The following is a 24,444-nucleotide window of genomic DNA, read 5'->3' as shown; positions in this document are numbered from 1 at the left end:
AAATAAATAATAGCATAAAATATCATTTATTTTCAATGGATTAGCATTTGGTTTAAATAAGCTTTCTTTGTTGGGATAATATTTCCTGGCAGTGATAAAGTACCCAAAAGTGTAATTGACTTATTTTGTTTTTATCACCAGTTTTACTATAAAATTGATAAGCGATAAAGTATACTAACGGTATTTCTGCCGGAACTCTACTGTAGATTAGATTTATAATAATTACTGCTAATAAAAAATAAAATACCATGAAAACATTACATTTAAACAGTTTGAAAATTGTTGTGAGCTTTTTCCTGCTCGTTCTGTTTACCAGTCTCTATTCGCAGCCTCCGGCACCGGTTGGCCGTATTTATGACCAGGTACATCAGCAGAGCTTCGTTTTGTATAGTGACGGAATGATGGTACAGGATGGGAACCCCATGAATAAAGGATTGGTGTATCGTGATCCGTCGGGAATGATGTATTTAAGGCTGCCGGCTGCCAATCCGCACCAAAAAGCTTTTTTCCTGGATTACAACAGGAACGTTATTGAGATTGATTATATCCAGGGGGCCAGGATTATTGGTTATTCAGACATTCAGCCGCCACCAAATCCTATGATTAATTACGTTCCGCCGGTATACAACCCTAATGTTGGTATTCAGACAGCGGACGGTTTCCAGCCTTTACCGGAGCAGATTGTAGACGTGAACAATCCGTATGGTAATCTGATGATCACAAACGAGCAGAACGCTAAAAACTGTTACGACCGGTCAATAGGTTTTAATGGTACACTGGACAAACAGAAATTTGGTGACTGCATGATTGAAAATATGGCCGGAAAAAAAGAGAATGAAATTTATAACTGTGTTAAAAATGCTTCAACACCTGAAGAGCAGGCCTTATGTCTGGTCGGAATTATGGGAGGCACTAATGAAAGAAGAATATCTTCATCTCTGCTGAAATGTTATAAGCAGTATGGAAATGATTATAGTAAATATCCGTTATGCCTGGCAGGTGAATCCTCGGATCCTGAGCTTCAAAAGCTTCTTTCCTGTGTGCAGCAGCAGGGTAGTTTTGGACAGGTAAACTTTATGAATACAGCCATGTGCTATGGAGCAAGCAGACTTAATATGAATACAGAAGCTCAGATCGTAGTGCAGTGTGCTGTGACGTCAGGCGGCCAACCTTATGTTTTTGCCGGTTGTGCCGGTGGGCAGCTGATGTCAAGAGAGCTGGATAAATGCCTTACCAATGGTGTGGGAGGTGATTCCGGTTGTTTTGGTAAAAATAATGACATTGTAAAAGGTTTGAATAAAATCGGTTCTGAGTTGCAGAATCAGTTTGGTCCTAACAATGACATCGTGAAAACATGGAATAATACAATTCACGACATTCAGTACGGCCCGGGTAAAAACCATGAAGCGGTAAAGGTATTTACCAATGTTGGAAACGAGCTGGGAAAAGCAGGAAATAATATCGCAAAAGAAATAAAAAAAGTACTGCCGAAAATAAAGTGGTAACAGCTGAAAGAGTTTATTATTAAAACTTAATAAAAAACCTCTGAGAATCAAATGATTTCAGAGGTTTTTTGTACCCAGGACCGGGATCGAACCGGTACTCCTAAGAACTGGTGTTTGAGACCAGCGCGTCTACCAATTCCGCCACCTGGGCAAGTGTTAAATTGGTGTGCAAATATAGAAACTTTTTTTAATGTTCAAAAGCTTTTTAAAAGAAAAATTTTAAAATTCTATCTCCAAACCATCATAGGCCAGATGCATTCCCTCCGGAAGATCCTTATCTTCAATATCATGCAGGCCAAGATGATGGCTGATGTGGGTTAAAAATAATTTTTTAGGCTTAAGCTCCTTAAACAGGGCAATGACGTCAGGAAGGATAAAATGAGCTGGATGCGGATCGAATTTTCTGATGCAGTTTAAAACCAGTACATCCAGATTCTGCAGTTTCTCCTTTTCTATATCCGAAATAAAATTGGCATCCGTAATGTAGGCAAGGTTTTTAAATTTATATCCGAAGACCGTAATTTCATAATGGATCACTTCAACAGGAGTGATTTCGGTATCTAAAACGTAGAAAGGTTTATTTTCAATTTCGTGAAGATCAAAAGCTGGTGCTCCCGGATATCTTACATCGGCGAAAGCATAAGGAAAACGGTTTTTGATCTCATGTCCAACCCTTTGGTAACAGTAGATAGGCATATTTTTTCCGCTTTTAAAGATCAGCGGACGCATATCATCAAGCCCAATCACATGGTCATTATGTTCATGGGTAAGAAGGGCAATATCTACAATGTTTTCATGGTTGAGAAGCATCTGTTCCCTGAAATCCGGCCCGCAGTCGATGAGTATTTTTTTACTTTCCTCAGTAGTAATCATTACTGAGGAGCGGAAACGCCTGTCTTTGGGATTTTCGGAAGTACATACTTCGCATGTACAGCCTATAACGGGCACACCCTGGGAAGTACCGGTTCCTAAAAATTTCAACTTCATTTTCTTTTGAGGTTGGTTTAATTTTGGTAAATTTACGAAAAATTTTACGTCCTAATGTATCAGAAACTAACTCCTAAACAAAAAGCATTAACAATTAATCTAGATCCTACTATTTATGGTACTTTCGCAGAAATTGGAGCAGGGCAGGAGACTGTTCGTCACTTTTTTAGAGCAGGAGGGGCTTCCGGTACAATTGCTAAGGCGATGTCTGCTTATGACAAAGATTTTAGTGATGCCATTTACGGAAAAGAAGCAAAAAACAGGTATGTTACTCAGAACAGACTTCGTAAAATGCTCCGTTATGAAGTTGCGTTAATTGAAGAAAGAATTTCAAGGGAAAATAATCCCAATAGAAAATTTTTCTCTTATGCGAACACGGTAACTACCATTAATTTCGACAAAACGCTTAAAGGCCACGGATGGGTAGGAATCCGATTCCAGACAAAGGAAAACGAAGATTACAATGAGATCGTGATCCACGTAAAATTTAAGGAAAATGATGCTACGTTACAACAGGAAACCTTAGGAAATCTTGGGGTAAACCTTATCTTCGGAGCTTTCCATTACTATGACAATCCCAGAAATTTAATTGAATCTTTATACGACGACATTGCAAAAGACGGTCTTGAAATTGATATGATCGATTTCAGCGGTCCTGCTTTTGACTATGTTGACAACCGACTGATGTCGCTACAGCTTGTGAAGCACGGAATGACAGATGCGGTGATCTTCAATTCCCAGGGAAGCAATATGCTGCCTGCCGATGTTTTATACAAGAAAAATATATTCGCGGTAAGAGGAAGTTTCAGGCCTGTAACGAAGGTGAATATCGATATGCTTAAAAACGGCCTTGAGATGTTCCAGAAAGATGCAACCTGTACCCATGAAGAAACAGAAGTGCTTATTGAGATCACTATTTCAAACCTTAGGGCGGATGGAGATATTGATGAGAGGGATTTTATGGACAGGGTGGATATTCTTGGTAAATTAGGATATACCGTTATTATTTCCAATTTCTCGGAATACTACAGGCTGATCGATTATTTTGCTTCCTATACGAGCGGGGATATTGGTGTTGCAATGGGCGTAAATAATCTTCTGATGGTATTTGACGAGAAATATTACAAAGACCTTTCGGGTGGAATTCTTGAAGCATTCGGGAAGTTCTTCAGAAACGGGATGAGGGTGTACCTTTATCCTTACAAAGACCCTGAAACTCATGAATTGCTGGATTCTTCAAATCTTAAAGTAGAAGAAAACTTAAAAGAGCTGTACAAATATTTCAAACACAACAACCGTATTGTAGATATTACCAATCATAATCCGGAGTTCCTGGAAATTTATTCCAGAGAAATATTAAGAAAAATTGCATGCTGCGTTAAAGGCTGGGAAAACCAGGTTCCTGAAGGTGTGGCAGAAATGATAAAAGAACGTGGAATGTTCGGCTATAAAGAAGAGCTTTCCTTCAAACAATTCTCCTAAAAACAAAATAAAATGTCAGAAATAAAGAAAAGACTTTCTTCCATTCTTGAAAGTCCAAAACATAATACAGAAGAAAAGCTTCAGAAGGTATGTCATCTGCTGGATCAGGAAATTTCTTACTTCAACTGGACAGGATTCTACTTTAAAAACGGAGATAAAGATGAGTTGAAGCTGGGGCCTTACGTAGGAGCACCAACTGATCACACCATCATTCCTTACGGAAAAGGAATCTGCGGACAGGTTGCTGTTTCCAATGAAACATTTGTAGTTCCGGATGTTCATCAGGAAAGTAATTATCTAAGCTGCTCAATTGATACAAAAGCTGAGATCGTAGTTCCGATTTTCAAAGACGGTCAGAATGTGGGTCAGATTGATATCGATTCCCACACTGTAGATCCTTTTACAGCTGAGGACCGTGAACTTTTGGAATGGCTTTGTAATGAAGTATCCAAGATTCTGTAATTGAAATTTCAATTCGAAATATAAATATAAGCTCCGGTGTAAATCGGGGCTTTTTTGTTGCATTTACATTCAATTGGTGACTGGGGTTCTCAAAGCCACCAATTGGTTGGTTCAGGAGATTGCTGAGAAATATGGAAGATTCTTTTTTAACCACCCCGTCAAAAATTCTCTAAATTTTCGCCATCCCCTCCGCGAGAGGGAATTCTGAGCCCTCAGACGAATTTTTCCCAGATGAAAATCAAAGATTTTCGGAGAACTTATGTGCTCTTTTATGCAGTTTTTATTACAGCTTATAGGACTTAAATGTTTAAAATTTTCTTCTTTTGTGGTTAAAAATATTAACGTTGCATCGCATGAATTTCAGCTAATAATTCTTTAAAATAATCCCCGCATTTTGCAATATGCGTTCCATACCATGAAAAGGCTTCTCCATCCACAATCATGATCTTTTTGTCAGGATAAAAAGCCTTCATTTCCTCAATATGTTTTTCTTTGAAAGGGAAGGGCTCAGAAGAAAGCATAATGACTTCCGCTTCAGCAAGATCTTCCATTTGAATCTCAGGATAACGGGTTCTGTTTTTAAAAATATTTTCAAAACCAATCTCTGACAGAATTCTGTGGATAAAAGTATCCGAACCGATGGTCATATAAGGATTTTTCCAGATGAGATAAGCTGCTTTTACTGTTGAATCGAGTTTTGCTGGCTCTAAAACCTCATAGATTTTGAGATTGAACTGTTGTGCTCTTTCTTCTTTATTAAAGAGATTTCCGAGTGTTTTAAGAAGGTAATAATTGTCTTCAATGGTCTCTACATTAGTAACGATGACTTTAAAATCAGCCATCAGTGCTTCTACCTGTTCTTTGACATTTTCCTCTTTATTGGCCAGAATGAGATCCGGCTTCAATGCCCTGATCTTATCAATATTGATATTTTTTGTTCCGCCGATAACCGGAACATTCTTTACTTTGTTTTCAGGGTGGATACAGAATTTTGTCCTGCCGATAACTTCATTTTCAGTAAGACCAAGATCAAATAAAGCCTCTGTAATAGAGGGGACTAAAGAAACAACTTTCATATTCAGACTTTGTCTGCCTAAATTACAAAAGTTTTCCTGTCAGGAAAAGTCCGGCGACAGAAAAATAAATAATAAGTCCGGTAACATCCACCAAAGTTGCCACGAAAGGCGCGGAAGAAGTAGCAGGGTCGAGGTTCAGTTTTTTCAGGATAAAAGGAACCATTGATCCTGAGAGTGTGCCCCAAAGAACGATCATCACAAGAGAAACCCCTACGCTTAAGCCTACGTATGGCCAGTACATTCCATAATTGAAAAATCCTGCTTCATGCCATACCATAATCCTTAAAAAGCCAATAACACCGAGAATACTACCCAGAGCGAGCCCGGTAAAGATCTCTTTTTTCATTACATACCACCAGTCTTTCAGGCCGATTTCCTGAAGAGCCATAGCCCGGATAATAAGGGTTGCTGCCTGAGAACCGGAATTTCCTCCACTGGAAATAATTAATGGTACAAATAAAGCAAGTACAACAGCTTTCTGAATTTCATCTTCAAAATAGCCCATCGCAGAAGCGGTCAGCATTTCCGAAAAGAAAAGAATAATCAGCCACGTGCCCCTCTTTTTGATCATTTCCATCAGTGAAGTCTGTGTATAAGGATCATCTAATGCTTCAAGACCTCCGAATTTCTGAATATCTTCCGTATTCTGCTGTTCTATCTGGTCAAGAATATCATCAATAGTTACAATACCTACAAGGACACCGGCTTCTGTAATGATGGGAAGGGCAGTCCGGTCATATTTTTCAAAATAAGTTACTGCATCCTCCTTTGAAGTGGTTGTCATGATTGCTACGAAATGATTGTCCGTCATATCCGAGATCAAAGTATCCTCTTCTGCTAGCAGTAGACTTCCTAAAGCAATATCATCAATCAGGCGGTTCCTTTCATCCACTACATAAAGATGGTTCATGGTTTCTACCCTTTTTCCGACTTTTTTGATCTGCTGAAGGCATCTTTTTACCGTCCATTCTTTACGGATCTGAATGTAGTAAGGCGTCATCAGACGGGCAATGGAATCTGAGTTGTAGCCAAGAAGCTTCAGGGCAATCCTTCTTTCCTGGGGATTAAGGTGATTGATGGAATACTTGATAAGCTCATCCGGAAAGTCCTCAAAAAGAGAGGTCCTGTCATCCGGAGTCATTCCGTTCAGGATTTCGGAAACTTCTTCGCTTCCGATACTTCTGATCGTTTCTTCCTGGAAATCAGGATCAAGATGGGAAAAAACCTCCGCTTTATATTCTTTCGGAACTTTTAAAAATGCCAAAAGCCTCTCATCAGCAGGAAGGTTGCTAAGAGTTTCGGCTATATCGGCAGGATTAAAGATAAGTTCGTCTCTGGAATTCAAAACGTGAATTTTTTGGATATGCAAAAATAATTCAAAAATTTAAGACTATGAAGGAAAGACGCAAAATTAAGATTAATAAAACATTAAAATGGAGCAGACCATCTTTTTGGAAATAAAAAACACCCGCCGGAGCGGATGTTCAAAAATTAAATTTAATTCATAAATACCTATATTATTCAAGAATAGGTCCGCATAAAGGGTATGGAGAAGGCATACACATGCCTCCGTCACAGCATTCCCCAAATTCACATTGGGTATGGTCCTGACATTTTCTGATCAATTGACCACCGTTGATCTGCTGCTGCTGTTTTCTGGTGAGCTTTTTTAATTTTTTCATGGATATTTTGTATTAAGTAAAAACTGATTTATTCTTCGATACAGTCATATTCCATACACACTCCCCGGCAGCAGAAACCAATAAAACATGGTCTGGTTGCGCTGCATCTTTCAATAGCTCCTCCGTTGATTTTTCTTTGCTGTTCTCTGTTGAGTTTCTTTAAATTTTTCATGATAAATATTTTTTAGTTCGATAAAAGATAAGACTCTTAGAATTCAATACATGCTTGTGGGCTACATACTCCATCACAACACCGTCCAACGGTGCATGGTCTGGTTAAGCTGCATCTTGCGATAGTCCCGCCATTGATCTGGCTTTGCTGCTCTCTGTTCAATTTCTTTAGATTTTTCATATCAATAGATTAATCATTAAGATAAAAGATCTAATACTTAAAGCTCAGGATCAATACATGCATAAGGTGAGCATACTCCGTTGCAGCACCATCCTATAGAGCAGGGTCTGTTGATATTGTTACATCTGTTAATAGCACCTCCATTAATTTGTTTTTGTTGCTCTCTGTTAAGCTTCTTTAAATTTTTCATATTATATAAGTTTTAATTTGTAAAACTAAAATAGTAAAAAATATTTAATTATTCATCTATTGGTGAAAATATTTATCTAGTAATCAGTTTGTTCTGGATGTTTCTCAGTTTTTATTAAAAATGTAAATAGAAAAAAATACTGGGGAAGTGAATTGTGAATGGTGAGTTTTGCTACGCAAGTGAATCGTTAGTTCTGAAATTAATTATGTGCTAAAAATTGATAGCGGAGCAAATTGACCAATGACCATTAGAGATATAGTTTGTGAATTGTGAATTCTCAATGGTGAAATTCACTGCTTAGCTTATCCATTAACAATTGACTTGCGTAGCAAAATGGCCCATTCACATAAGGAATTGTGAATTGTCAATGGGTGGATTTTTTGATCGTAATAATTGACAATTGACTTGCGTAGCAAAATTGACCATTCACTCTTATAACTCTGCTCCGGTTGAAGACTTAAGTTTTCTGAGTTTTTTCAAAATCCCCTTGATCGCCCCGTCAGTTCCTATTTTAATAGAATTTTCGGTGGAACCTAAAAGACGCATATTTTTCCGGTAAGTATCATAATCGGTTTCCGTTACCAGATTTCCTCCTGCATCAAAAAGCTTCATGCTTACTACAACCTGGTTGGAAAACACATATTTACCGATGCCTACTTTGAAATACCTTACTTTGGGAACAATGGCGAAATCAGCGTCGTTATTGACACAGTAATCGGTGATGGTTTGTTTTTCAACGCTGTCGAAAGGGATCTGCACCTCGGCTCTGAGTATTTTATTCTTTCTTCCGCTGAAATTATCAGAAACGGCACTGAAAAAAGCGAGATTTGTAGGCTCTTTGATCTCCTCAATGTCAGGTTCTACCTCGGGATTGAAGTATAGGATCTTTTTTGTCTTGTTGTCGGCATTTTTCTGCGCTTTTACCGAAATAAAACCGACCAGTAAAAAAGTTCCAACAGCTGTAAAAAATATAAATTTTCTCATTGTGTAATTCGTATGCAAAATTACTGCCTTTTCACCGGATGACATACAATTTATTAAGAAATTTTTAACATTTTTTTCTATCAAAATCAATAAATGAAATCGATAATGTTTGCAGAATCAAAAAATAGTCGTAATTTTGCACCCGTTACATAATAATCATTAAACAATATTGGAATGTACTTAACAACAGAAAAAAAAGCAGAAATTTTCGCAAAACATGGAAAATCTGCACAGGACACAGGAAGTGCTGAAGGACAAGTAGCTCTTTTCACTTTCAGAATCAACCACTTATCTCAGCATTTAAAGGCTAACCGTCATGATTTCAACACAGAGAGATCTCTAGTGAAATTGGTAGGTAAGAGAAAAAGCTTATTGGATTATCTTAAGAAAAAAGATATTACAAGATACAGAGCTATCATCGCTGAACTAGGTTTAAGAAAATAATCTACAGAGATTTTCAAATAAAAGCAACTTCGAAAGAGGTTGCTTTTTTTGTTCCTATTGTTTTTCTTTTCCAATTTTCCCCAAATGTGTATTCTGAAAACTGTCCGGATATTTTAATCCATAACCTAGTATCCTGTCAAATGCCGAATGTACAAAAAGTATTGCTCCCGCCATCTGGAGATAGGAAAGAGAAAGGGCAGTTCCGGCAAGGTATATGATGACAGCCAAACCAAGATGATGAAATAAGTTATAGAAAAATGCTCCTGTTTTATTATTGAAAACATACCCTAGCATGGAAATGTCCGGAGCCAGGAATAGCCCGGCAAACCACCACCAGGAAAGCCCTGTCTGGCTAAAAGCAAATATACCCAGTAATAAAAAAGCAAAATATTCCAGCTGTAATTGAATTTTCATAACAAAAAGTATTGATTATGTGATAGGTGTCTGACTCAATGTAAAAGTTACAGTTTAAATTGGATTTAAAAACAAAAGTGAGACGTTTTTAAACATCCCACTTTAAATTATTAATTAAATTCTGTGTAAAAATATTTCCTAGTGTCCGGATTTTGCTTCAGCGCTTTCCACATGCCCTAAATACTTACTGCAATACGCTCCAAAGATAAGAATCACAAGATAACAGAATACAGGAATAATAAAAGAATGCTGTACTCCCAGCTGATCGGCAAGGTAACCCTGGAAAATAGGTACAATAGCACCACCCAATATGGCCATTACCACCAAAGAAGATCCCTGGCTGGTATATTTACCCAAACCTGAAATAGCAAGAGTATAAATATTGGAAAACATAATTGAATTAAAGATTCCGATTCCTAAAATGCTGTACATCGCCAGCTCACCGTGATTCACCATTGCAGAAATAAGAAGAACGACATTGATGGCTGCAAAAATAGATAATGTTCTTGCCGGAGCAGCTTTACCAATAAAGAAAGCTACAAAATTAAGTGCAATAAATACAAGGAAAAAGCTAATCTGGGCAAAGCTTAGGTCTACAATACTGAAAATAACCAGGAAAACAGCAGCAGCTGCACCCAACATATAGACTGCTTTTTTACTCTGACTCAATGACTGGTTTAAAGAAATTGCCCCGAGAAAACGTCCGATCATCGCTCCGCCCCAATAAAGAGAAAGATAATTTTTGCTGATGATCTCATTAAGGCCCATGATCTGAGGCTGTTCAAGAAAGCTGATGATAAAGCTTCCCACCGCTACTTCTCCGCCTACATAGCAGAACATGGCAAAAACACCAAATTTCAGATGACTGAACTGAAGAGCTCCCCATCCTTTTACGATTTCTTCTTCCTGGGTCTGGAAAGAAGGCAGCCTTACCCTCGAAATTAATAACGCAACCAATAACAGGATACCTGCAAAAATCAGGTAAGGAATTCTGGTAGCGACTGCACTGAACGATCCGTCCGGAGCTGAGAAGAATTCAAAGATGAGATGGCCCCCAAGTACCGGCGCGATCGTTGTTCCGAAAGCATTGAAAGCCTGGGTCATATTCAGTCGGCTGGAAGCAGATTCTTCGCTGCCGAGTAATGAAACATAGGCATTGGCCGTAATCTGAAGTACTGTAAAGCCTAGTCCCAGGATAAACAAAGCTCCCAGGAATAGTGGATAATAAGAAAAAGTTGCTGCCGGATAAAATAAGACACACCCAAAGGCAGCCAGAAAAATACCGAACATGATCCCTTTCTTGTAGCCTGCTTTATTGATAGGATCTCCTTTTGAAATCGAGATCAGAAAATAGATCAGGGAACCGATAAAATAAGCCCCGAAAAAACAGAACTGTACCAGCATCGATTCGAAAAAGGTGAGTTTGAAAAGCTGTTTCAGATAAGGGATCAGAATATCATTCATACAGGTAATGAATCCCCACATAAAAAAGAGCAGGGTGATTGTGATTAAAGGAACTGTGTAATTCCTGCTCTGTGTTTTTACTTCTTTATTGATCATAAACATTTATTTATTTGAAAAAGAACGATTAAGCTCTTTTCAGTTGTTTCGTCTGCTGCATACATATTTTGAGAAGCTTGGCAAATATAAGGCAGTGATCTATTTGTCTGCAACATTTCAGATGACTTTTCTTTAGGCGAAACGTATCTGAATGTTGTAGAAATATTATTTACACTTTTTGAGACAATAATACGAAAACAACAGGATTTAATAATCAATTTTCTTTTAAAAAAACTTTTTTTATCATTCTGAATAATGAATAGGTTAAATATCCCGACAGTAATTTTTACATCTTTGACAAAAAAAGAGGGTAAATCTTACGATTATGAGTTGTATTTCTGAGACTGAAAATTTAATATCTCATTATTATATGGTATATTTGCACACGAAAATTTAGACGAAATATCAATAATTAAAGCACTCAATACGGAGTGCAACACAAAACAATTTATGAGTATACCTCAAGCAATTACAGAAACGATTATTCTTGCAGACGGCAGAGAAATCACAATTGAAACAGGAAAATTAGCAAAACAGGCTGATGGTTCTGTAGTCGTAAAAATGGGCGGAACAATGCTTTTAGCAACTGTTGTAGCCAGTAAAGAAGCAAAAGACGGAGTAGATTTTCTACCCTTAACTGTAGATTACAGAGAAAAATTTTACGCAGGAGGAAAAATTCCTGGAAACTTTTTTAGAAGAGAAGCTAGACCGTCCGATCAGGAGATCCTGACAATGCGTTTGGTAGACAGAGTTCTTAGACCATTATTCCCTGAAGATTTCCATGCTGAAGTTCAGGTAATGATTTCATTAATTTCTTATGACGGACAGTCAATTCCTGACGATTTAGCAGGTCTTGCAGCATCTGCAGCAATTGCTATTACAGATATCCCTTTCAACGGGCCGATGTCTGAAGTAAGAGTCGTAAGAATCAACGGTGAGCTTTCTATCAACCCTAAATTTGAAGATCTTAAAATTGCTGACCTTGACATCATGGTGGGAGCAACTAAAGATTCTATCGTAATGGTAGAAGGGGAGATGAAAGAAATCTCTGAGCAGGAAATGCTTGAAGCTATCCAATTCGCTCATGTAGAAATCAAAAAACAGGTTGAAGCTCAGGAAAGATTAGCTGAAAAGGTAGGTAAATCATTCCCAAAAAGAGAATACAGCCACGAAAATCACGATGAAGCTATCCGTGAGAAAGTGTGGAAAGAAACATATGATAAAGTATATGAAGTAGCGAAAACTCCTTCAGGAAAAGAAGAAAGAGGTGAAAAATTCAAAGCTGTTCTGGATGAATTTTTAGCTCAATATGTTGATAATGCTGAAGAATTAGAAAGAGTAACCCCTTTCGCTAAAGTATATTACCACGATGTGGAAAAAGAAGCGATGCGTCAGATGATTTTGAATGATAAAATCCGTCTTGATGGTCGTGATCCTGAAACCATTCGTCCAATCTGGAGCGAAATTGATTATTTACCGGGAGCTCACGGTTCTGCAATCTTCACAAGAGGTGAAACTCAGTCTTTAACAGCGGTAACGCTAGGTTCAGTGAAAGATGCGAACATGGTAGACAGTGTGATGGTAAACTATGACGAAAGATTTTTCTTACATTATAACTTCCCGCCGTTCTCAACAGGTGAAGCAAGACCTTTAAGAGGAACTTCAAGAAGAGAAGTAGGACATGGAAACCTGGCTCAGAGAGCTTTGGCAAACATGATTCCTGAAGAAAATCCTTACACGATCCGTATCGTTTCTGATATTTTAGAATCAAACGGTTCATCTTCTATGGCCACTGTTTGTGCCGGAACTTTAGCATTGATGGATGCTGGTATTCAGATTGCAAAACCTGTTTCTGGTATTGCAATGGGATTGGTAACAGACGTTAAAACCGGAAAATTCACTGTTCTTTCTGATATCTTAGGAGATGAAGATCACCTGGGAGACATGGACTTTAAAGTAACGGGAACTGCAGACGGTATCACTGCTTGTCAGATGGATATCAAAATCCAGGGGCTTTCTATGGATATCATGGAAAAAGCTCTTCTACAGGCAAGAAACGGAAGACTTCATATCTTAGATAAATTAAATGAAACTATTTCTGCTCCAAGAGAAGATGTGAAACCACACGCTCCGAAAATGGTAATGCTTGAGATCTCTAAAGATTTCATTGGTGCTGTGATAGGACCTGGTGGAAAAATCATTCAGCAACTTCAAAAAGATACAGATACTGTTATTGCTATTGAAGAAGTAGGAGAAATCGGAAGAATTGAGATTTCTGGTGTAAGCAGAGAGAAAATCAATGCAGCGATCGCCAGAATCAACGAGATTACATTTGTTCCTGTAGTAGGTGAAGTGTACCAAGGAAAAGTGGTGAAAGTAATGGATTTCGGAGCTTTCGTAGCGATTGCAAAAGGGACTGAAGGACTTCTTCACATTTCTGAAATTGAGTGGGCTCGTTTAGATAAAGTACCTTATAACGAAGGTGATGAAGTAGAAGTGAAGTTCATGGGTTACGATGACCGTAAGAAAATGAAACTTTCAAGAAAAGTTCTTTTGCCAAGACCTGCAAAACCTGAATCTAAACCAAGACCAGAAGGCCAGGACAGACCACAAGGTGACAGAAGACCGGAAGGCCAGGGTAGACCAGACAGACCGGCAAGAAGAGAAGAGAATACAAGACCGGAAGAGGAAAGACCTGCCGGAGATCAAAACCCTTCTACTGAAGCTTAAGATTAATCTTTAGATATAAATAAAATCCCTCATTTTTGAGGGATTTTTTTGTTATCATAAAAAGTAGTAATGATAAGATATCTTTAGCAGTTATAATTTCATCAGGCTCCGATTCTCTGCTTCAGATCATCCGCACCGCCCGTTTTTCTTGGCTGTCCGTTTTTAGATGAGCCAAAATTATAAGTATAGGAAATTGTTGCCACACGCGAATCTCTTTTTACCACAAAGTTTTCTACATAATTAGTAAAGGTGGTCTGTGCTTTCGGATTGCTTGTAAAGAACATATCATTGAAGGAAAATTTCAATACGCTGTTATTTTTGAATTTCTTCTGAGCCCCGATGTTCACATACCAGTTCGGCTTTACATCCATATAAGCATAAACTTCTCTTGCCCTGTAATTTCCGGTAAGCTCAGCGGTGAAACCATTCCCAAGTTTAAATGAATTGATACTGTTGAGATTGAAAGTAAAATTTCCTTTGTTATTGATCTGCGTTCCCGAAACATTTCCGGTATAAGATCCGTAGTAGAAATTGGCGCTGTTATTCATATCCCACCATTTGGTCACTTTCACAGGTGCAATTAAATAAAGCCCGAAATAGGACGCTGAACTTAAATTTTCATTGGTCTGGACGGTAATATTTTCTCCGTTTTCAAATACAGGTTTGATGACATCCGTAATGTTGTTATCTGTTTTACTATAGCTTAATGTAGCAAAATACTTACTGTTCAGGCTGTAAGTCAGCTCATAGTTCATCGTGGTTTGCGGATTCAGTTCCGGGTTTCCGGCTTTGTAAGTAGTAGGATCAAGATAGAATTTAAAAGGATTTAACTGATTATAGCTGGGCCTTGTAATCCTACGGCTGAAATTGATTTCCAGGTTACTTTTATCACTTACATCATAGGAAAAAACGGCACTTGGAAACAGCTGAGTATAATTCTTTTTGTTTACCTGATTGGTCGTAAGCTGAGTTCCTGTTACGTTGGTATTTTCAACTCTCAAGCCGAATGTGGCACTGTATTTTTCCCATTTTTTGGAAACATTTCCATACGCAGCATTAATATTTTCTTCGTAGATAAAATGATTCGTCTTGTTGATATCCAGTTCCGGAACTCCCGAGCTTGCATTGAAGAATTTCAGGTCATTATCGGCTTTTACGAAGCTTGTTTTGATACCGGTTTCCAATTTCCAGCTCTTTTTCAGGTTTTTAGTCAGGTCAGATTTTAAAGAATAGATATTCAGATTCCCATCAATATCGCCTTGCAGAATGTCAAGATTATCCAGGCTTCCGGATTTTGCGTACCTTCTCGTTTCAAAATTCTGCAGGGAAGTATTTGAATAATTGATAAAGTCAAAATCTGTGGTGATCTCTGAGCCCAATGAATCAATAGTGTATTTATGGTTCAGGTTGAACGAAATATTTTTCCAGTGGTCATGAGAGCGGTTCTGTGTCGTGAAGCTTCCGTTAGGCAGATGGTCATTGCCCAGTATTAAACTTGAATTGTCCCCTTTCGGATCAAATCTATTGCTCACAAAACCTACAGAGAATCCCAGGACATTTTTATCATTCATATAATAATCCATTCCTGTCTTGGCGATGTGGTTCCTGAAGTTGAATTTCAAAAAATTATCCTGAATATAGGCCTTATCAAAAGTGCTGTTGGTATAAAAATTCCTGTCCAGCACCAGGTGGTTGTAAAATTCCCTGTAGGCAAAGCTGTAATTGGCAAAAATATTTACCTTTTTATTCCGGTGGTTAATGCTGAAGCTGTTGTTGTTTTTGATGAACTTTCCAGTTCCCAGAGCGGTTGAAATGCTTCCGTTTGTCCCTTTTCGCTGGTCTTTCTTCAATTTGATATTGATGATGGAAGTTCCCGCCGCATCATACTTTGAAGAAGGATTGGTAATGAATTCTATCTTCTCTACCGTTGATGATGGAATTCCACGCAGATAAGCCGCCAGATCCGCCCCTGTCATCGGTGTATTTTTACCGTCAATCTGTACCAGAAGATTTCCCTTTCCTCTGAGGCTGATGTTGTCATTGCTGTCCACATTCACTCCCGGAGCTTTTTCCAGGACCTCAAAAGCAGAATTGCCGGTGCTGGCGATACTGTTTTCAACGTTAAGGATCATTTTTCCGTCCTGACGTTCGATATAAGGCTTTGTTTTGGTGATCGTCACCCCTTCGATGGATTTTATATTCAGATCAATAGGAGCGAGTGTCTTATTTTCCGCTATCTGGATATTATCAGACTGATAGATCTCACTGCCGTTCTTGTTGATCTTTAACCGGTAATTTCCTGTTTTAAGATCATTAAAGCTGAATTTTCCGCCTGGATCTGCAATTTCTGTTTTAACCAATGCATTTCCGGAATCAAAAAGGTTGATTTCCATTTGCTCGGTTTTCTCTCCGTTGATATTTCCCGATAATGAAAAATTTTGCACAGTCTGTGCTGAAAGCAGGTTGCTGAAGAAAGTCAGCATCCATGCCAATAGAAGTAAAAATAGTCTGGCCATTGTGTTTATTTTTTAGGATTGATACAGTTTTCTGATATTTTGAGCAGGGCTTTATTCATGATTTCCAGCTCTTCTTTAGTCACGTTGTTTAAGGCTTTTTTTCTGTTGTCTTCTACAATTTTTTGTACATCTCTGATGATCTTTATTCCGGATTCTGTTACCTCAAGATTTGTTTTCCTGCGGTCTTCAGTATGGATATGGCGAATCACATATTCCGACTTTACCATAAGATCAATAATTCTTGTCACCGAGGCATTATCCTTAAAGACCAGATCCCCGATTTCGTTCTGTGTAATGCCCGGATTTTCCAGAACTGCTTTGATGATCAGCCATTGGTCAATGGTAATTGTAAATCCATTAGACTTAAGCTGGCGCTGTGCATAGTTTCTGTATGATCTGATCGCTTTATCTATATTGTAGAAGATGATTGAATTTAATTTTTCCATGTTTTCATTATTTAAATAAATGACTAATCAATTATTGATATATCAATTAATTTGTTATGAAACTTTTTATTTTGTTACAGAGCTTTAAAAATATTTTTCAAAAGGCAAAAAAAGGCTGTAACTAGTTTCTAGAAATTGAATAGGGTTTGCCGCCATAACGGTGAATTGGAAACGATAAATTACGACAATAAAAAGGGCAGAAAGACTCAATATTTATGAGTTTAATGGCGATTGGAAATGAAAAAAAATGCTTTGCTTAAGGTGTTTTTTTGTCTAAATTTAAACTATAAAATTATTTTTATGGCTTACAGTATTGAACTTGCAGACAGAGTTCGTGAACGACTTTCAGAGTTCCCGGATCTTAAGATCAGGGAGAAGAAAATGTTCAGCGGATTATCATTTTTGGTGAATGGTAAAATGTGCATTAATGTAAGCCATGATAATCTGATGTGCCGTTATCATCCTGATCTGGAAGAGGAAGTTTCGGAAAGAACCGGCTTTCTTCCGATGATCATGAAAGGAAAGCAGCTTAAAGGATATTGTTACGTGGAACCTGCAGGTTTTCAAAAGCCTGATGATTTTGAATACTGGATTAAAATATGTCTGGATTATAATTCTACAGCCAAAGCTTCAAAGAAAAAATAATCTTAATATTCCTGACATTTTAAAATTCATTCATTAAGATAAAGTTTAGTTGTTAAGAATATTAAGATTTACCCGTATAAGTTTTCGCGTATCTCTATTAAGATTTTCTCCGTCTTTTTTACATCCGGATACTCGGGGAGGATAGAAGCTGCATGATAGCGTTCTATAGACTTTATAAGATCTTCTGCTTTTTGCATGACCGCTTCATAGGACCAGTTTCCGGCTTTGATATCAAGTAATTCCTCTCTGTTGTCTACGCGGATAAGTAACGAGTTTGTTTTGAATATATGCTCGCAGGACTGTAATAATCGGATGGTGTGCATCATATTCTTACTGTCATAATTCTGTCCGTGTTCCTGATTAACGTTATAACGGTCTTCATTGCGTTCAGAAACCCATTTCCAGTATTCCTTATAATCTTTGCAGTACGTGGAGTAGGCGTCCAGATTACAGAAGAGATAGGCTCTTGGTTTTTCGTCTTTCGGAACGGATGATACAGAAACCTGGTTGGCTTCTTCATGCCGGATAATCCCTTTATACCCTGAAGTTTCTGATTCATCATAAAACAGGGCAAACATGCCTTTTGTATGATCAATACTTACCAATCCACATTTTTCCTGTACTTTTCCGTGATCTGAAAGCCATCTTTTCAATGAAACAGAAGCATGATTCTGAAGAATATAGCAGAAATCAAGAACCGATTTTCTTTCCTTTTCTACAGGGTTAAGTATTTTTTTATTCAGTCCTTTTGCCTTTTTGATCTGTGAAATGGCATACCCTGCAAAGGTGTCTTTACATAATTTGGACAAAAAATATTCCGGACGGAGAAGATCCATCAGCGGGTGCTTTTGCAGAATACAGTCTTCCGGACTTGCCAGCACTTCCAGAATATTGGGGTTGTTTTTCTGTAATAGCTCTACAAACCTCCTGATCTCATAATAAGTAATATCATTCGTCTCATTAGAAATCTGCGGAATATAATTCAGTCCGTAAAATTCTTCTTTCGGCAGATAATATACTCCCCGGATATCTGTATCCGAATTTTCTGTGGCGAGTCCGAAAGAGCGGCTTCCGGAGATGACTTCCAGGAGGATGAGGTTTTTGTTTTTTAGAAATTCAATAGTCATGATTTGTTTTTTTTCTTTGGATACATGAAGTTTCTTCCTTTTCTTTAAAGTTAAATATTGTATTAGTTTCTAGGCCTTTAATATCTCCCTAAAAACCCTTTCCATCTCATTTTTATCAGATTTTCCTCCTATCAGATTTTTAGATCTTTCCTCATTCTCCTTAACCGTCTTCTCCAAAAATCCAAAAAGCTCCCAGTCATTCGGGTGGTAATAGGATTCTCCCTTCGTAGCCTTTAAAGCAACAAGATCTTCTATTTTGGTTCTCGTATAATCATCGACCAAAACTAACAATTCGCTGAATAAAACCGGAGGAACTGTTCCTTTTTCTATGATCCATTTTCCTGTCAGTGCTGTTCTTAAGCAGTAGAAATAGCTTTTCAATTTTACTTCATCACTTCTGCAGGCTTCCAGGTACTTTTTGCTCATGCTCAGATAATGATAAGAAACTGCTATTGGAGAAAAACAGGCATCAGCCAGAGGCCTGAACAGTTCCACAAACTTGTCGTCCTTTTTGTAAACGATAGGAGAATAAAACCAGCTTAGTAAAGCTGCATTCGACTTCAATAACAAATGAAACGTTTTCCGAAGATCCCATCCCGAACCGTCCAGATCATCCTCAGTCATGAATTCTATGGTTTCGTCTTTATCCCAGGGAGAAAGATACCAGTCTTTTTCATGGCGGTAGATAAAACGTATGTCATAGTCGCTGTCCGGAGATGCAAACCCCCAAGCTCTGCTTCCGGATTCTACAGCTAAAAGGACTTCTACATTACGCGTTTCCTCTATTTCTTTTATTTTTTCCAGTATTTTTGGTGTCATTATGTTCAATTTTAAGGCAAAGTAAAAGCTATAGTGCGCAGTGTTTTTGCGTAGATTTTTCGTTGGAAGCTTTATTTTGAAGCTGTTGAACAAAAAAAGAGACTGTACATATTAATGACAGTCTCTTTTCAATAAAATTAAATTCTAACTACTTCTACGTTTAAGCAGTAATCTGCTTAGGTCCTTTTCCTTTATCTTCTTTTTTATCTAATTTCTCAGATATCTTTTTTACGACATATTCTATCACAATGGGTGCTAATATTGCAATTAATGCTTTAAATATTCTTGATTTCATAGTAAGATTTTTTAATGTATAAATTAATACAATTTCTAAGCCATTTTGAAAATGTTTGGATTGATCAGTATTGTAGAGGATATGGAGTGATTATTTACCACCCCATCAAATCTTGAATTTGCCACCTCTCCAAGGAGGGAAATTCTGATCCGACGAATTTTTAGTCGTCATACAATTTTATACAGGCTTTCATAAAACTTATCACTTAAATAAAATTTTGCACTTTTTATGGTTAAAGATCAGTTTTCATCCGGAACAATTAAATTTTCATAGTTTTTTAATCCTGCTTTAAACTTATCCTGCAGCTTCAGTCTCAGTTTTTTAGGTTTATGGACAATCAGACATTCTCCAAAACCCAGCAGGAGCCTTTCAAGCTCAAAATTAATTTGTACACAGATCTTAAATAATGTGCCATCTTCCGTTTCGTTTATAATTTCCTGACTTCTATGAAGCGGTTTGGTTTTTACATAAGGCGCATTTGAGGAATCTACAAAGAAAATAACATTTTTGGGAGCCATCGTTTCAGAAACAGTAACCCCCACAATATCTTTAAAATATTCATCACCATCCAGATTTTTATCTATATACTCAGTATTTTCCTCCACATCAATCTTTTCCATTCTGTCCAGGGCTAAATTGTACATTTTACCTTTATATTGACAGATCAGGAACCATCTGTTGTTAAATTCCTTCAGAAGCTGCGGGTGCACCACATAATTGCTGGATTCCCTGGCAGTAAAGCTGCGGTAGAGAATATTCAGTACCTTTTTGTTGGATATGCCTTCATAAAGAATGTCAATATGTTCAAGCCCTTTCAGCTGTTCATTTTTATCCAGATGAATGATGGATTTCTGCCCGGTAGAATGGATGGAATCCTCCAGCTTCTGAATGACTCCGTTCATCTCCTTGAACATAGAGAAATCCTTGAACTGTTTCAGGATCTGAACCGCATTATTCATAGCTTTCAGATCACTTTCATTCACAGAAATGTTGTGGATGCTGTATTCAGGATCGTTGTAGCGGTAGTATTTTCTGTCGTATACTTCAATAGGTGCTTCATACCCGAATTTTTCACTTCGCATATTCTGCAGATCCAGCTGGACGGTACGTCTGCTTACATAAGATTCCTTTCCTTCAAACTCGAACAGGGCATCAGAACATGCATCAATAAGGTCTTCCAGGGTATACTTGCGGTACTTGTTCTTAAGGCACTTATCTAATGTTTTGTAACGGATCAGGGCATTTTTATTGGATGACATTTTTTGTGATTTTTTGTTGAAAAAAGGGAAATGTGAATCGTGAAATGTTAATGGTGAATTTTGCTTCGCAAGTCAATTTTTTAATAATAATTTCCAGAATTAACTATTCACTTGCGAAGCAAAATTCACCATTGACCTATATAAACAAAGCCGTTTCACTTATTGGTAGGCAATATAGGGTATAAATTAGTCTTACTTTGCTAAATGAAATGCCCTTGTTTTCCTTATTAACATGCCAAATAATCTACTTTGTCTGCCTTCGATATAGTGTTTTCGGGTATTTTCTTATCGCGAACTAAGGTTATTTAAATTATTTCCCTTTTAATGCTTCTTCTTCAAACGAAATCCCTTCCCATCCGTATTCCATAAAGTTTCTGATGTTCTGGTGATCTGTTCCTTCCGGATTTTTTAAGACATCTTCCCTGTAAAATTCACCAAAAAGAGGAAGTGTCTGCTCTTTTGACAATCCCTGAAGTTTTGCAAAACTGAAAACTTTACACGAACCGTTATTCTGACCGGCTTCATTGACGGTATTTCCGTTTTTAAAAGAAGTCGGTGTAAAATCGTAATTTTCATCAATATAAGCAATAACCTCTTTGAATTGAATGGTTTCAGGGTTGTTTTTTAATTGTTCCGGTAACATATTTTTTTAATTTTAAATCGTTGGCTTGCAAATAGCAATTAAGCTTTCTCCACATTTTTACAAAAATAATTAAAATATTTTTATCTGCGCAGAAATATTGCGCACTTGTGTTATTACTTTGCACTATCAAAATGAAAAGACAAATGGAATTTAACGGAAATCACTTAATTGAATTAGGATATAGACCAGCCAAATGGTTTAAAGATGCCATTACACATATCAACGAAAACAATCTGGATGAAGTCCAGATCAGAGAATATCTGGATCAGTTCAAACAGCCGGATATTATTCCGCTCCATGATATAGCGAAAGATTTTATCATCAATATCAGAGCGGAGCATGAAAGTGAAGCTGATAACGTAGAAAAGGTAATCAATACAATGAAAGTACTGATGAAGACACCTACACTGACTGCCGGTGCATTGATGCCGGATGCCTGTCCTACAGGGCCGGAAGGACTGATTCCGGTAGGAGGAGTGGTGGTTGCTAAAAACGCAATTCATCCCGGATTTCATAGCGCAGATATCTGCTGTTCTGTAATGCTGACTGATTTTGGAGATGCTGATCCTAAAGAAGTACTGGATGCAGCCCATTCAGTGACGCATTTCGGATACGGAGGAAGACCGAGAGGTGAGCAGATGCCAATGTCTCAGGAGCTGATGGATGCATTCAGGGAAAACTACTTCTTAAATGATGAAAAGCTGATCAGCATCGCCCGCTCTCATATGGGAACTCAGGGAGACGGAAACCATTTCCTGTTTGTCGGAAAATCCAAAAATACAGGAAATACCATGCTGGTTACCCATCACGGATCAAGAGCTCCGGGCGCTGCTCTTTATGATAAAGGAATGAAGGTGGCCAACCGTTTCAGGCAGGATATTTCTCCTGAAACACTGAGAGAAAATGCATGGATTCCTTTCGATACAGAAGAAGGGCAGGCCTATTGGGAAGCTCTACAGTTGATCAGAACATGGACGAAGGAAAATCATACGAATATTCATGATGCAGTTTTAAACAAACTGGGTACTGAAAAACAAGATAGATACTGGAACGAACATAATTTCGTTTTCAGAGACGGTGATCTGTTTTATCATGCCAAAGGAGCTACTCCGCTGGATGATAAATTTATGCCGGATATCACAGGGCCAAGACTGATTCCGCTGAATATGTCAGAGCCCGTTTTGATTGTTCAGGGAAAAACTAACGAGAGAAATCTGGGTTTTGCCCCTCACGGAGCCGGAAGAAATTTCAGCAGAACACAGCATAAAAGATCATTGGCCCATAAAACGGTTGAAGAAATCTTCGATGAGGAAACTCAAGGATTAGATATCCGTTTTTTCTCCAATGAAATTGATATTTCTGAACTGCCAAGCGCTTATAAAAGTGCTAAAAACGTAAGAGCACAGATTGAAGAATACGGGCTTTGCGAAGTCCTGGATGAGGTGATGCCTTACGGATGTATCATGGCAGGTGATGTAGGAAAAAATGCGCCGTGGAAGAAAAAGAAAAAGTATAGAAAAGCATAATTCGGTAAAAACGGACGATGTCATATTGAAATATCTAAACCTCACAGGCTTCAAAACCTATGAGGTTTATTTTATAATATGAATTGACAGCCTTTTTGATTCTTAAATCAAATAAAATCATAAACTCCGTTTTTCCAGCCCAATACTTTGGAAGAATCTGCCTTGAGCCAGTTTTTCAGAATCGTTGCATAGACTTTTCTGAAATCTTCCGTATAGATTAAATCACCTTCGTTCAGCTTTTGCAGATCAGGAAGTGCATTCAGAAGTCCTTTCTTTTTAAGGCCTCCGCTGATAAAAAACATTTGGTTGGCTGTTCCGTGATCCGTTCCATTGCTGGCATTTTGAGCCACCCGTCGCCCAAATTCTGAAAACGTCATTAACAGCACATTTTCAAAAATTCTATTGCTTTTAAGATCGGTTACAAAAGATTTTACCGCTTCATTAATGTCGCTGAAGAGCTTTTTCTGCCTGTCATTCTGATTGACGTGCGTATCAAAGCTTCCTACCGAAAGATAATAAACCTGTGTATTGATGTCAGATTTGATCAGGGAAGCCACTGTTTTAAAATCCTTCCCAAGTTGTGAATTCGGATAGGTCTGATCTGTTTTTTTTGACTTACTTTTCTCAAAAATATAATCTGCATTATTAATAGTGGAGCCAAGCGTCTGGTATAGATAGGAAACCGTTTCGTCATCGTGATGATGATCATACAAAGACTTGAAATACTTCTCCTGACTGGTCTGATAAAGTCTTTTGGGATCTTTAAAGGCAAACGCCTTATTATTTTCTCCTTTCAGTGCCAGGCTCAGCATATCATCAACTTCCAGGGCCTGTGTGGGATGTTCGCAACGATAGCATTCTTCATCCAGAAAACGACCCAGCCATCCTGTTTCCAGGAATTCGTCGCTGCGGCTGGCAGAATGCCAGATATCCATACTTCTGAAATGTGATTTATCAGGATCCGGATATCCTACATTATTCATCACCGAAAGCTCACCGTTATCGAAAAGTTCCTTAAAATAGGAAAGTGCCGGATTGATTCCCGTTTCATCATTAAGCGGTAAGGAATCTTTGATGGCAATACTGTTTCTTTCTTTAAAATAAATATCGTTTTTTGTAGGAATGATCGTATTCAGTCCATCATTTCCGCCTGTAAACTGCAGCACGACAAGAATCTTCTGAGTAGGCTCCAAGGCTTCATCCAATGTCATTGCTTTCAGAAAATTGGGCATCATAAGCGATGCGGTAGCTAATGAACTTATTTTGAGGAATTCTCTTCTCTTGATTAACATAATTTTGT

25 protein-coding genes and 1 tRNA gene are annotated in these 24,444 nt (G+C 37.9%); 7 read left to right on the top strand and 19 right to left on the bottom strand.

What is annotated here, in order from left to right; genetic code table 11:
• Nucleotides 1-248 precede the first annotated feature (248 nt).
• Entirely contained in the window at nucleotides 249-1,505 is a 1,257-nt protein-coding gene (locus ACMGDK_RS06285; protein WP_436807147.1) for a hypothetical protein, read from the top strand.
• Nucleotides 1,506-1,576: 71 nt separating this feature from the next.
• Here the strand turns inward: ACMGDK_RS06285 and ACMGDK_RS06280 are convergent.
• Both ACMGDK_RS06280 and ACMGDK_RS06275 read right to left on the bottom strand, forming a co-directional pair.
• Nucleotides 1,577-1,656, bottom strand: a tRNA-Leu gene (locus ACMGDK_RS06280).
• A 68-nt stretch (nucleotides 1,657-1,724) separates the two neighbouring features.
• The gene (locus tag ACMGDK_RS06275; protein ID WP_436807146.1) at nucleotides 1,725-2,492 is read right to left on the bottom strand and encodes an MBL fold metallo-hydrolase; all 768 of its coding nucleotides are present in this window, start codon (nucleotides 2,490-2,492) and stop codon (nucleotides 1,725-1,727) included.
• 54 nt (nucleotides 2,493-2,546) lie between these two features.
• On the opposite strand from ACMGDK_RS06275, the gene ACMGDK_RS06270 reads away from it, so the two are divergent.
• The gene (locus ACMGDK_RS06270; protein ID WP_111956088.1) at nucleotides 2,547-3,974 is read left to right on the top strand and encodes a TonB-dependent receptor; all 1,428 of its coding nucleotides are present in this window, start codon (nucleotides 2,547-2,549) and stop codon (nucleotides 3,972-3,974) included.
• 12 nt (nucleotides 3,975-3,986) lie between these two features.
• A complete protein-coding gene (locus tag ACMGDK_RS06265) occupies nucleotides 3,987-4,436 on the top strand; it encodes a GAF domain-containing protein (RefSeq protein WP_436807145.1) in 450 nt (149 codons plus the stop codon).
• 338 nt (nucleotides 4,437-4,774) lie between these two features.
• Here the strand turns inward: ACMGDK_RS06265 and ACMGDK_RS06260 are convergent, their stop codons facing one another.
• The 7 genes from ACMGDK_RS06260 to ACMGDK_RS06230 form a co-directional block, all read right to left on the bottom strand.
• Nucleotides 4,775-5,512, bottom strand: coding sequence for an ABC transporter substrate-binding protein (locus ACMGDK_RS06260; RefSeq protein WP_436807144.1), 738 nt, complete (start codon nucleotides 5,510-5,512; stop codon nucleotides 4,775-4,777).
• 22 nt (nucleotides 5,513-5,534) lie between these two features.
• Nucleotides 5,535-6,857: a magnesium transporter gene (mgtE, locus tag ACMGDK_RS06255; RefSeq protein ID WP_307210379.1), complete on the bottom strand. Its 1,323-nt coding sequence runs from the start codon at nucleotides 6,855-6,857 to the stop codon at nucleotides 5,535-5,537.
• 172 nt (nucleotides 6,858-7,029) lie between these two features.
• Nucleotides 7,030-7,194, bottom strand: a complete 165-nt coding sequence (locus tag ACMGDK_RS06250; protein WP_436807143.1) for a bacteriocin-like protein — start codon at nucleotides 7,192-7,194, stop codon at nucleotides 7,030-7,032.
• A 28-nt stretch (nucleotides 7,195-7,222) separates the two neighbouring features.
• Nucleotides 7,223-7,366: a bacteriocin-like protein gene (locus ACMGDK_RS06245; RefSeq protein ID WP_157963373.1), complete on the bottom strand. Its 144-nt coding sequence runs from the start codon at nucleotides 7,364-7,366 to the stop codon at nucleotides 7,223-7,225.
• Nucleotides 7,367-7,402: 36 nt separating this feature from the next.
• Nucleotides 7,403-7,546, bottom strand: a complete 144-nt coding sequence (locus ACMGDK_RS06240) for a bacteriocin-like protein (RefSeq protein ID WP_436807142.1) — start codon at nucleotides 7,544-7,546, stop codon at nucleotides 7,403-7,405.
• A gap of 37 nt (nucleotides 7,547-7,583) precedes the next feature.
• Nucleotides 7,584-7,736, bottom strand: a complete 153-nt coding sequence (locus tag ACMGDK_RS06235; RefSeq protein WP_436807141.1) for a bacteriocin-like protein — start codon at nucleotides 7,734-7,736, stop codon at nucleotides 7,584-7,586.
• A 432-nt stretch (nucleotides 7,737-8,168) separates the two neighbouring features.
• Nucleotides 8,169-8,720 (bottom strand): pyruvate decarboxylase, encoded by a 552-nt coding sequence (locus ACMGDK_RS06230; RefSeq protein ID WP_436807140.1) that lies wholly within the window; start codon nucleotides 8,718-8,720, stop codon nucleotides 8,169-8,171.
• Between the two features lie 174 nt (nucleotides 8,721-8,894).
• Here ACMGDK_RS06230 and rpsO point away from each other — a divergent pair, with 174 nt between their 5' ends.
• Nucleotides 8,895-9,164, top strand: coding sequence for a 30S ribosomal protein S15 (rpsO, locus tag ACMGDK_RS06225; protein ID WP_034704056.1), 270 nt, complete (start codon nucleotides 8,895-8,897; stop codon nucleotides 9,162-9,164).
• Nucleotides 9,165-9,218: 54 nt separating this feature from the next.
• Here the strand turns inward: rpsO and ACMGDK_RS06220 are convergent, their stop codons facing one another.
• On the bottom strand, nucleotides 9,219-9,578 hold the full coding sequence (locus tag ACMGDK_RS06220) for a DUF4260 domain-containing protein (protein WP_436807139.1): 360 nt from the start codon (nucleotides 9,576-9,578) through the stop codon (nucleotides 9,219-9,221).
• A 138-nt stretch (nucleotides 9,579-9,716) separates the two neighbouring features.
• Nucleotides 9,717-11,138 (bottom strand): sugar MFS transporter, encoded by a 1,422-nt coding sequence (locus ACMGDK_RS06215; protein ID WP_436807138.1) that lies wholly within the window; start codon nucleotides 11,136-11,138, stop codon nucleotides 9,717-9,719.
• A 450-nt stretch (nucleotides 11,139-11,588) separates the two neighbouring features.
• On the opposite strand from ACMGDK_RS06215, the gene ACMGDK_RS06210 reads away from it, so the two are divergent.
• A complete protein-coding gene (locus ACMGDK_RS06210; RefSeq protein WP_436807137.1) occupies nucleotides 11,589-13,868 on the top strand; it encodes a polyribonucleotide nucleotidyltransferase in 2,280 nt (759 codons plus the stop codon).
• 101 nt (nucleotides 13,869-13,969) lie between these two features.
• Here ACMGDK_RS06210 and ACMGDK_RS06205 read toward each other — a convergent pair whose 3' ends face one another.
• Both ACMGDK_RS06205 and ACMGDK_RS06200 read right to left on the bottom strand, forming a co-directional pair.
• Nucleotides 13,970-16,384: a TonB-dependent receptor domain-containing protein gene (locus ACMGDK_RS06205; RefSeq protein ID WP_436807136.1), complete on the bottom strand. Its 2,415-nt coding sequence runs from the start codon at nucleotides 16,382-16,384 to the stop codon at nucleotides 13,970-13,972.
• A 5-nt stretch (nucleotides 16,385-16,389) separates the two neighbouring features.
• Complete coding sequence (locus tag ACMGDK_RS06200; RefSeq protein ID WP_436807135.1) at nucleotides 16,390-16,830, bottom strand: MarR family winged helix-turn-helix transcriptional regulator; 441 nt, start codon at nucleotides 16,828-16,830, stop codon at nucleotides 16,390-16,392.
• Between the two features lie 300 nt (nucleotides 16,831-17,130).
• Here ACMGDK_RS06200 and ACMGDK_RS06195 point away from each other — a divergent pair, with 300 nt between their 5' ends.
• Nucleotides 17,131-17,475 carry a TfoX/Sxy family protein gene (locus ACMGDK_RS06195; RefSeq protein WP_436807134.1) on the top strand — a complete coding sequence of 115 codons (345 nt, stop codon included), beginning with the start codon at nucleotides 17,131-17,133 and terminating at the stop codon, nucleotides 17,473-17,475.
• Between the two features lie 68 nt (nucleotides 17,476-17,543).
• Here ACMGDK_RS06195 and ACMGDK_RS06190 read toward each other — a convergent pair whose 3' ends face one another.
• From ACMGDK_RS06190 to ACMGDK_RS06170, 5 genes are all read right to left on the bottom strand, one after another.
• On the bottom strand, nucleotides 17,544-18,602 hold the full coding sequence (locus tag ACMGDK_RS06190) for a nucleotidyltransferase domain-containing protein (RefSeq protein WP_436807133.1): 1,059 nt from the start codon (nucleotides 18,600-18,602) through the stop codon (nucleotides 17,544-17,546).
• Between the two features lie 69 nt (nucleotides 18,603-18,671).
• Nucleotides 18,672-19,421 carry a nucleotidyltransferase domain-containing protein gene (locus tag ACMGDK_RS06185; protein ID WP_436807132.1) on the bottom strand — a complete coding sequence of 250 codons (750 nt, stop codon included), beginning with the start codon at nucleotides 19,419-19,421 and terminating at the stop codon, nucleotides 18,672-18,674.
• Nucleotides 19,422-19,581: 160 nt separating this feature from the next.
• A complete protein-coding gene (locus ACMGDK_RS06180; RefSeq protein ID WP_436807131.1) occupies nucleotides 19,582-19,716 on the bottom strand; it encodes a hypothetical protein in 135 nt (44 codons plus the stop codon).
• A gap of 239 nt (nucleotides 19,717-19,955) precedes the next feature.
• Nucleotides 19,956-20,975, bottom strand: a complete 1,020-nt coding sequence (locus ACMGDK_RS06175; protein ID WP_436807130.1) for a helix-turn-helix transcriptional regulator — start codon at nucleotides 20,973-20,975, stop codon at nucleotides 19,956-19,958.
• A 310-nt stretch (nucleotides 20,976-21,285) separates the two neighbouring features.
• A complete protein-coding gene (locus tag ACMGDK_RS06170) occupies nucleotides 21,286-21,618 on the bottom strand; it encodes a HopJ type III effector protein (protein ID WP_436807129.1) in 333 nt (110 codons plus the stop codon).
• Nucleotides 21,619-21,761: 143 nt separating this feature from the next.
• Between ACMGDK_RS06170 and ACMGDK_RS06165 the strand changes: the two genes are divergently transcribed.
• On the top strand, nucleotides 21,762-23,144 hold the full coding sequence (locus ACMGDK_RS06165; protein ID WP_436807128.1) for an RtcB family protein: 1,383 nt from the start codon (nucleotides 21,762-21,764) through the stop codon (nucleotides 23,142-23,144).
• Between the two features lie 107 nt (nucleotides 23,145-23,251).
• Here the strand turns inward: ACMGDK_RS06165 and ACMGDK_RS06160 are convergent, their stop codons facing one another.
• A complete protein-coding gene (locus ACMGDK_RS06160; RefSeq protein WP_436807127.1) occupies nucleotides 23,252-24,436 on the bottom strand; it encodes a DUF1501 domain-containing protein in 1,185 nt (394 codons plus the stop codon).
• Nucleotides 24,437-24,444 lie beyond the last annotated feature (8 nt).

The organism is Chryseobacterium hilariae, from assembly GCF_051400735.1.
Taxonomy (GTDB): domain Bacteria; phylum Bacteroidota; class Bacteroidia; order Flavobacteriales; family Weeksellaceae; genus Chryseobacterium.
The sequence above is the reverse complement of the archived record's forward strand: the minus strand, read 5'-3'. Positions and strand labels throughout refer to the sequence as shown.

Bases quoted from the DNA above. Each gene is read 5' to 3' on its own strand.
- ACMGDK_RS06180 (WP_436807131.1), bottom strand. From the start codon at position 19,716: ATGAAATCAAGAATATTTAAAGCATTAATTGCAATATTAGCACCCATT.
- ACMGDK_RS06190 (WP_436807133.1), bottom strand. From the start codon at position 18,602: ATGACTATTGAATTTCTAAAAAACAAAAACCTCATCCTCCTGGAAGTC.
- ACMGDK_RS06235 (WP_436807141.1), bottom strand. From the start codon at position 7,736: ATGAAAAATTTAAAGAAGCTTAACAGAGAGCAACAAAAACAAATTAAT.
- ACMGDK_RS06250 (WP_436807143.1), bottom strand. From the start codon at position 7,194: ATGAAAAAATTAAAAAAGCTCACCAGAAAACAGCAGCAGCAGATCAAC.
- ACMGDK_RS06285 (WP_436807147.1), top strand. From the start codon at position 249: ATGAAAACATTACATTTAAACAGTTTGAAAATTGTTGTGAGCTTTTTC.
- ACMGDK_RS06205 (WP_436807136.1), bottom strand. From the start codon at position 16,384: ATGGCCAGACTATTTTTACTTCTATTGGCATGGATGCTGACTTTCTTC.
- ACMGDK_RS06175 (WP_436807130.1), bottom strand. From the start codon at position 20,975: ATGTCATCCAATAAAAATGCCCTGATCCGTTACAAAACATTAGATAAG.
- ACMGDK_RS06230 (WP_436807140.1), bottom strand. From the start codon at position 8,720: ATGAGAAAATTTATATTTTTTACAGCTGTTGGAACTTTTTTACTGGTC.
- ACMGDK_RS06240 (WP_436807142.1), bottom strand. From the start codon at position 7,546: ATGAAAAATCTAAAGAAATTGAACAGAGAGCAGCAAAGCCAGATCAAT.
- ACMGDK_RS06195 (WP_436807134.1), top strand. From the start codon at position 17,131: ATGGCTTACAGTATTGAACTTGCAGACAGAGTTCGTGAACGACTTTCA.
- ACMGDK_RS06275 (WP_436807146.1), bottom strand. From the start codon at position 2,492: ATGAAGTTGAAATTTTTAGGAACCGGTACTTCCCAGGGTGTGCCCGTT.
- ACMGDK_RS06165 (WP_436807128.1), top strand. From the start codon at position 21,762: ATGGAATTTAACGGAAATCACTTAATTGAATTAGGATATAGACCAGCC.
- ACMGDK_RS06160 (WP_436807127.1), bottom strand. From the start codon at position 24,436: ATGTTAATCAAGAGAAGAGAATTCCTCAAAATAAGTTCATTAGCTACC.
- rpsO (WP_034704056.1), top strand. From the start codon at position 8,895: ATGTACTTAACAACAGAAAAAAAAGCAGAAATTTTCGCAAAACATGGA.
- ACMGDK_RS06260 (WP_436807144.1), bottom strand. From the start codon at position 5,512: ATGAAAGTTGTTTCTTTAGTCCCCTCTATTACAGAGGCTTTATTTGAT.
- ACMGDK_RS06170 (WP_436807129.1), bottom strand. From the start codon at position 21,618: ATGTTACCGGAACAATTAAAAAACAACCCTGAAACCATTCAATTCAAA.
- ACMGDK_RS06210 (WP_436807137.1), top strand. From the start codon at position 11,589: ATGAGTATACCTCAAGCAATTACAGAAACGATTATTCTTGCAGACGGC.
- ACMGDK_RS06270 (WP_111956088.1), top strand. From the start codon at position 2,547: ATGTATCAGAAACTAACTCCTAAACAAAAAGCATTAACAATTAATCTA.
- ACMGDK_RS06220 (WP_436807139.1), bottom strand. From the start codon at position 9,578: ATGAAAATTCAATTACAGCTGGAATATTTTGCTTTTTTATTACTGGGT.
- ACMGDK_RS06265 (WP_436807145.1), top strand. From the start codon at position 3,987: ATGTCAGAAATAAAGAAAAGACTTTCTTCCATTCTTGAAAGTCCAAAA.
- ACMGDK_RS06185 (WP_436807132.1), bottom strand. From the start codon at position 19,421: ATGACACCAAAAATACTGGAAAAAATAAAAGAAATAGAGGAAACGCGT.
- ACMGDK_RS06215 (WP_436807138.1), bottom strand. From the start codon at position 11,138: ATGATCAATAAAGAAGTAAAAACACAGAGCAGGAATTACACAGTTCCT.
- ACMGDK_RS06200 (WP_436807135.1), bottom strand. From the start codon at position 16,830: ATGGAAAAATTAAATTCAATCATCTTCTACAATATAGATAAAGCGATC.
- ACMGDK_RS06245 (WP_157963373.1), bottom strand. From the start codon at position 7,366: ATGAAAAATTTAAAGAAACTCAACAGAGAACAGCAAAGAAAAATCAAC.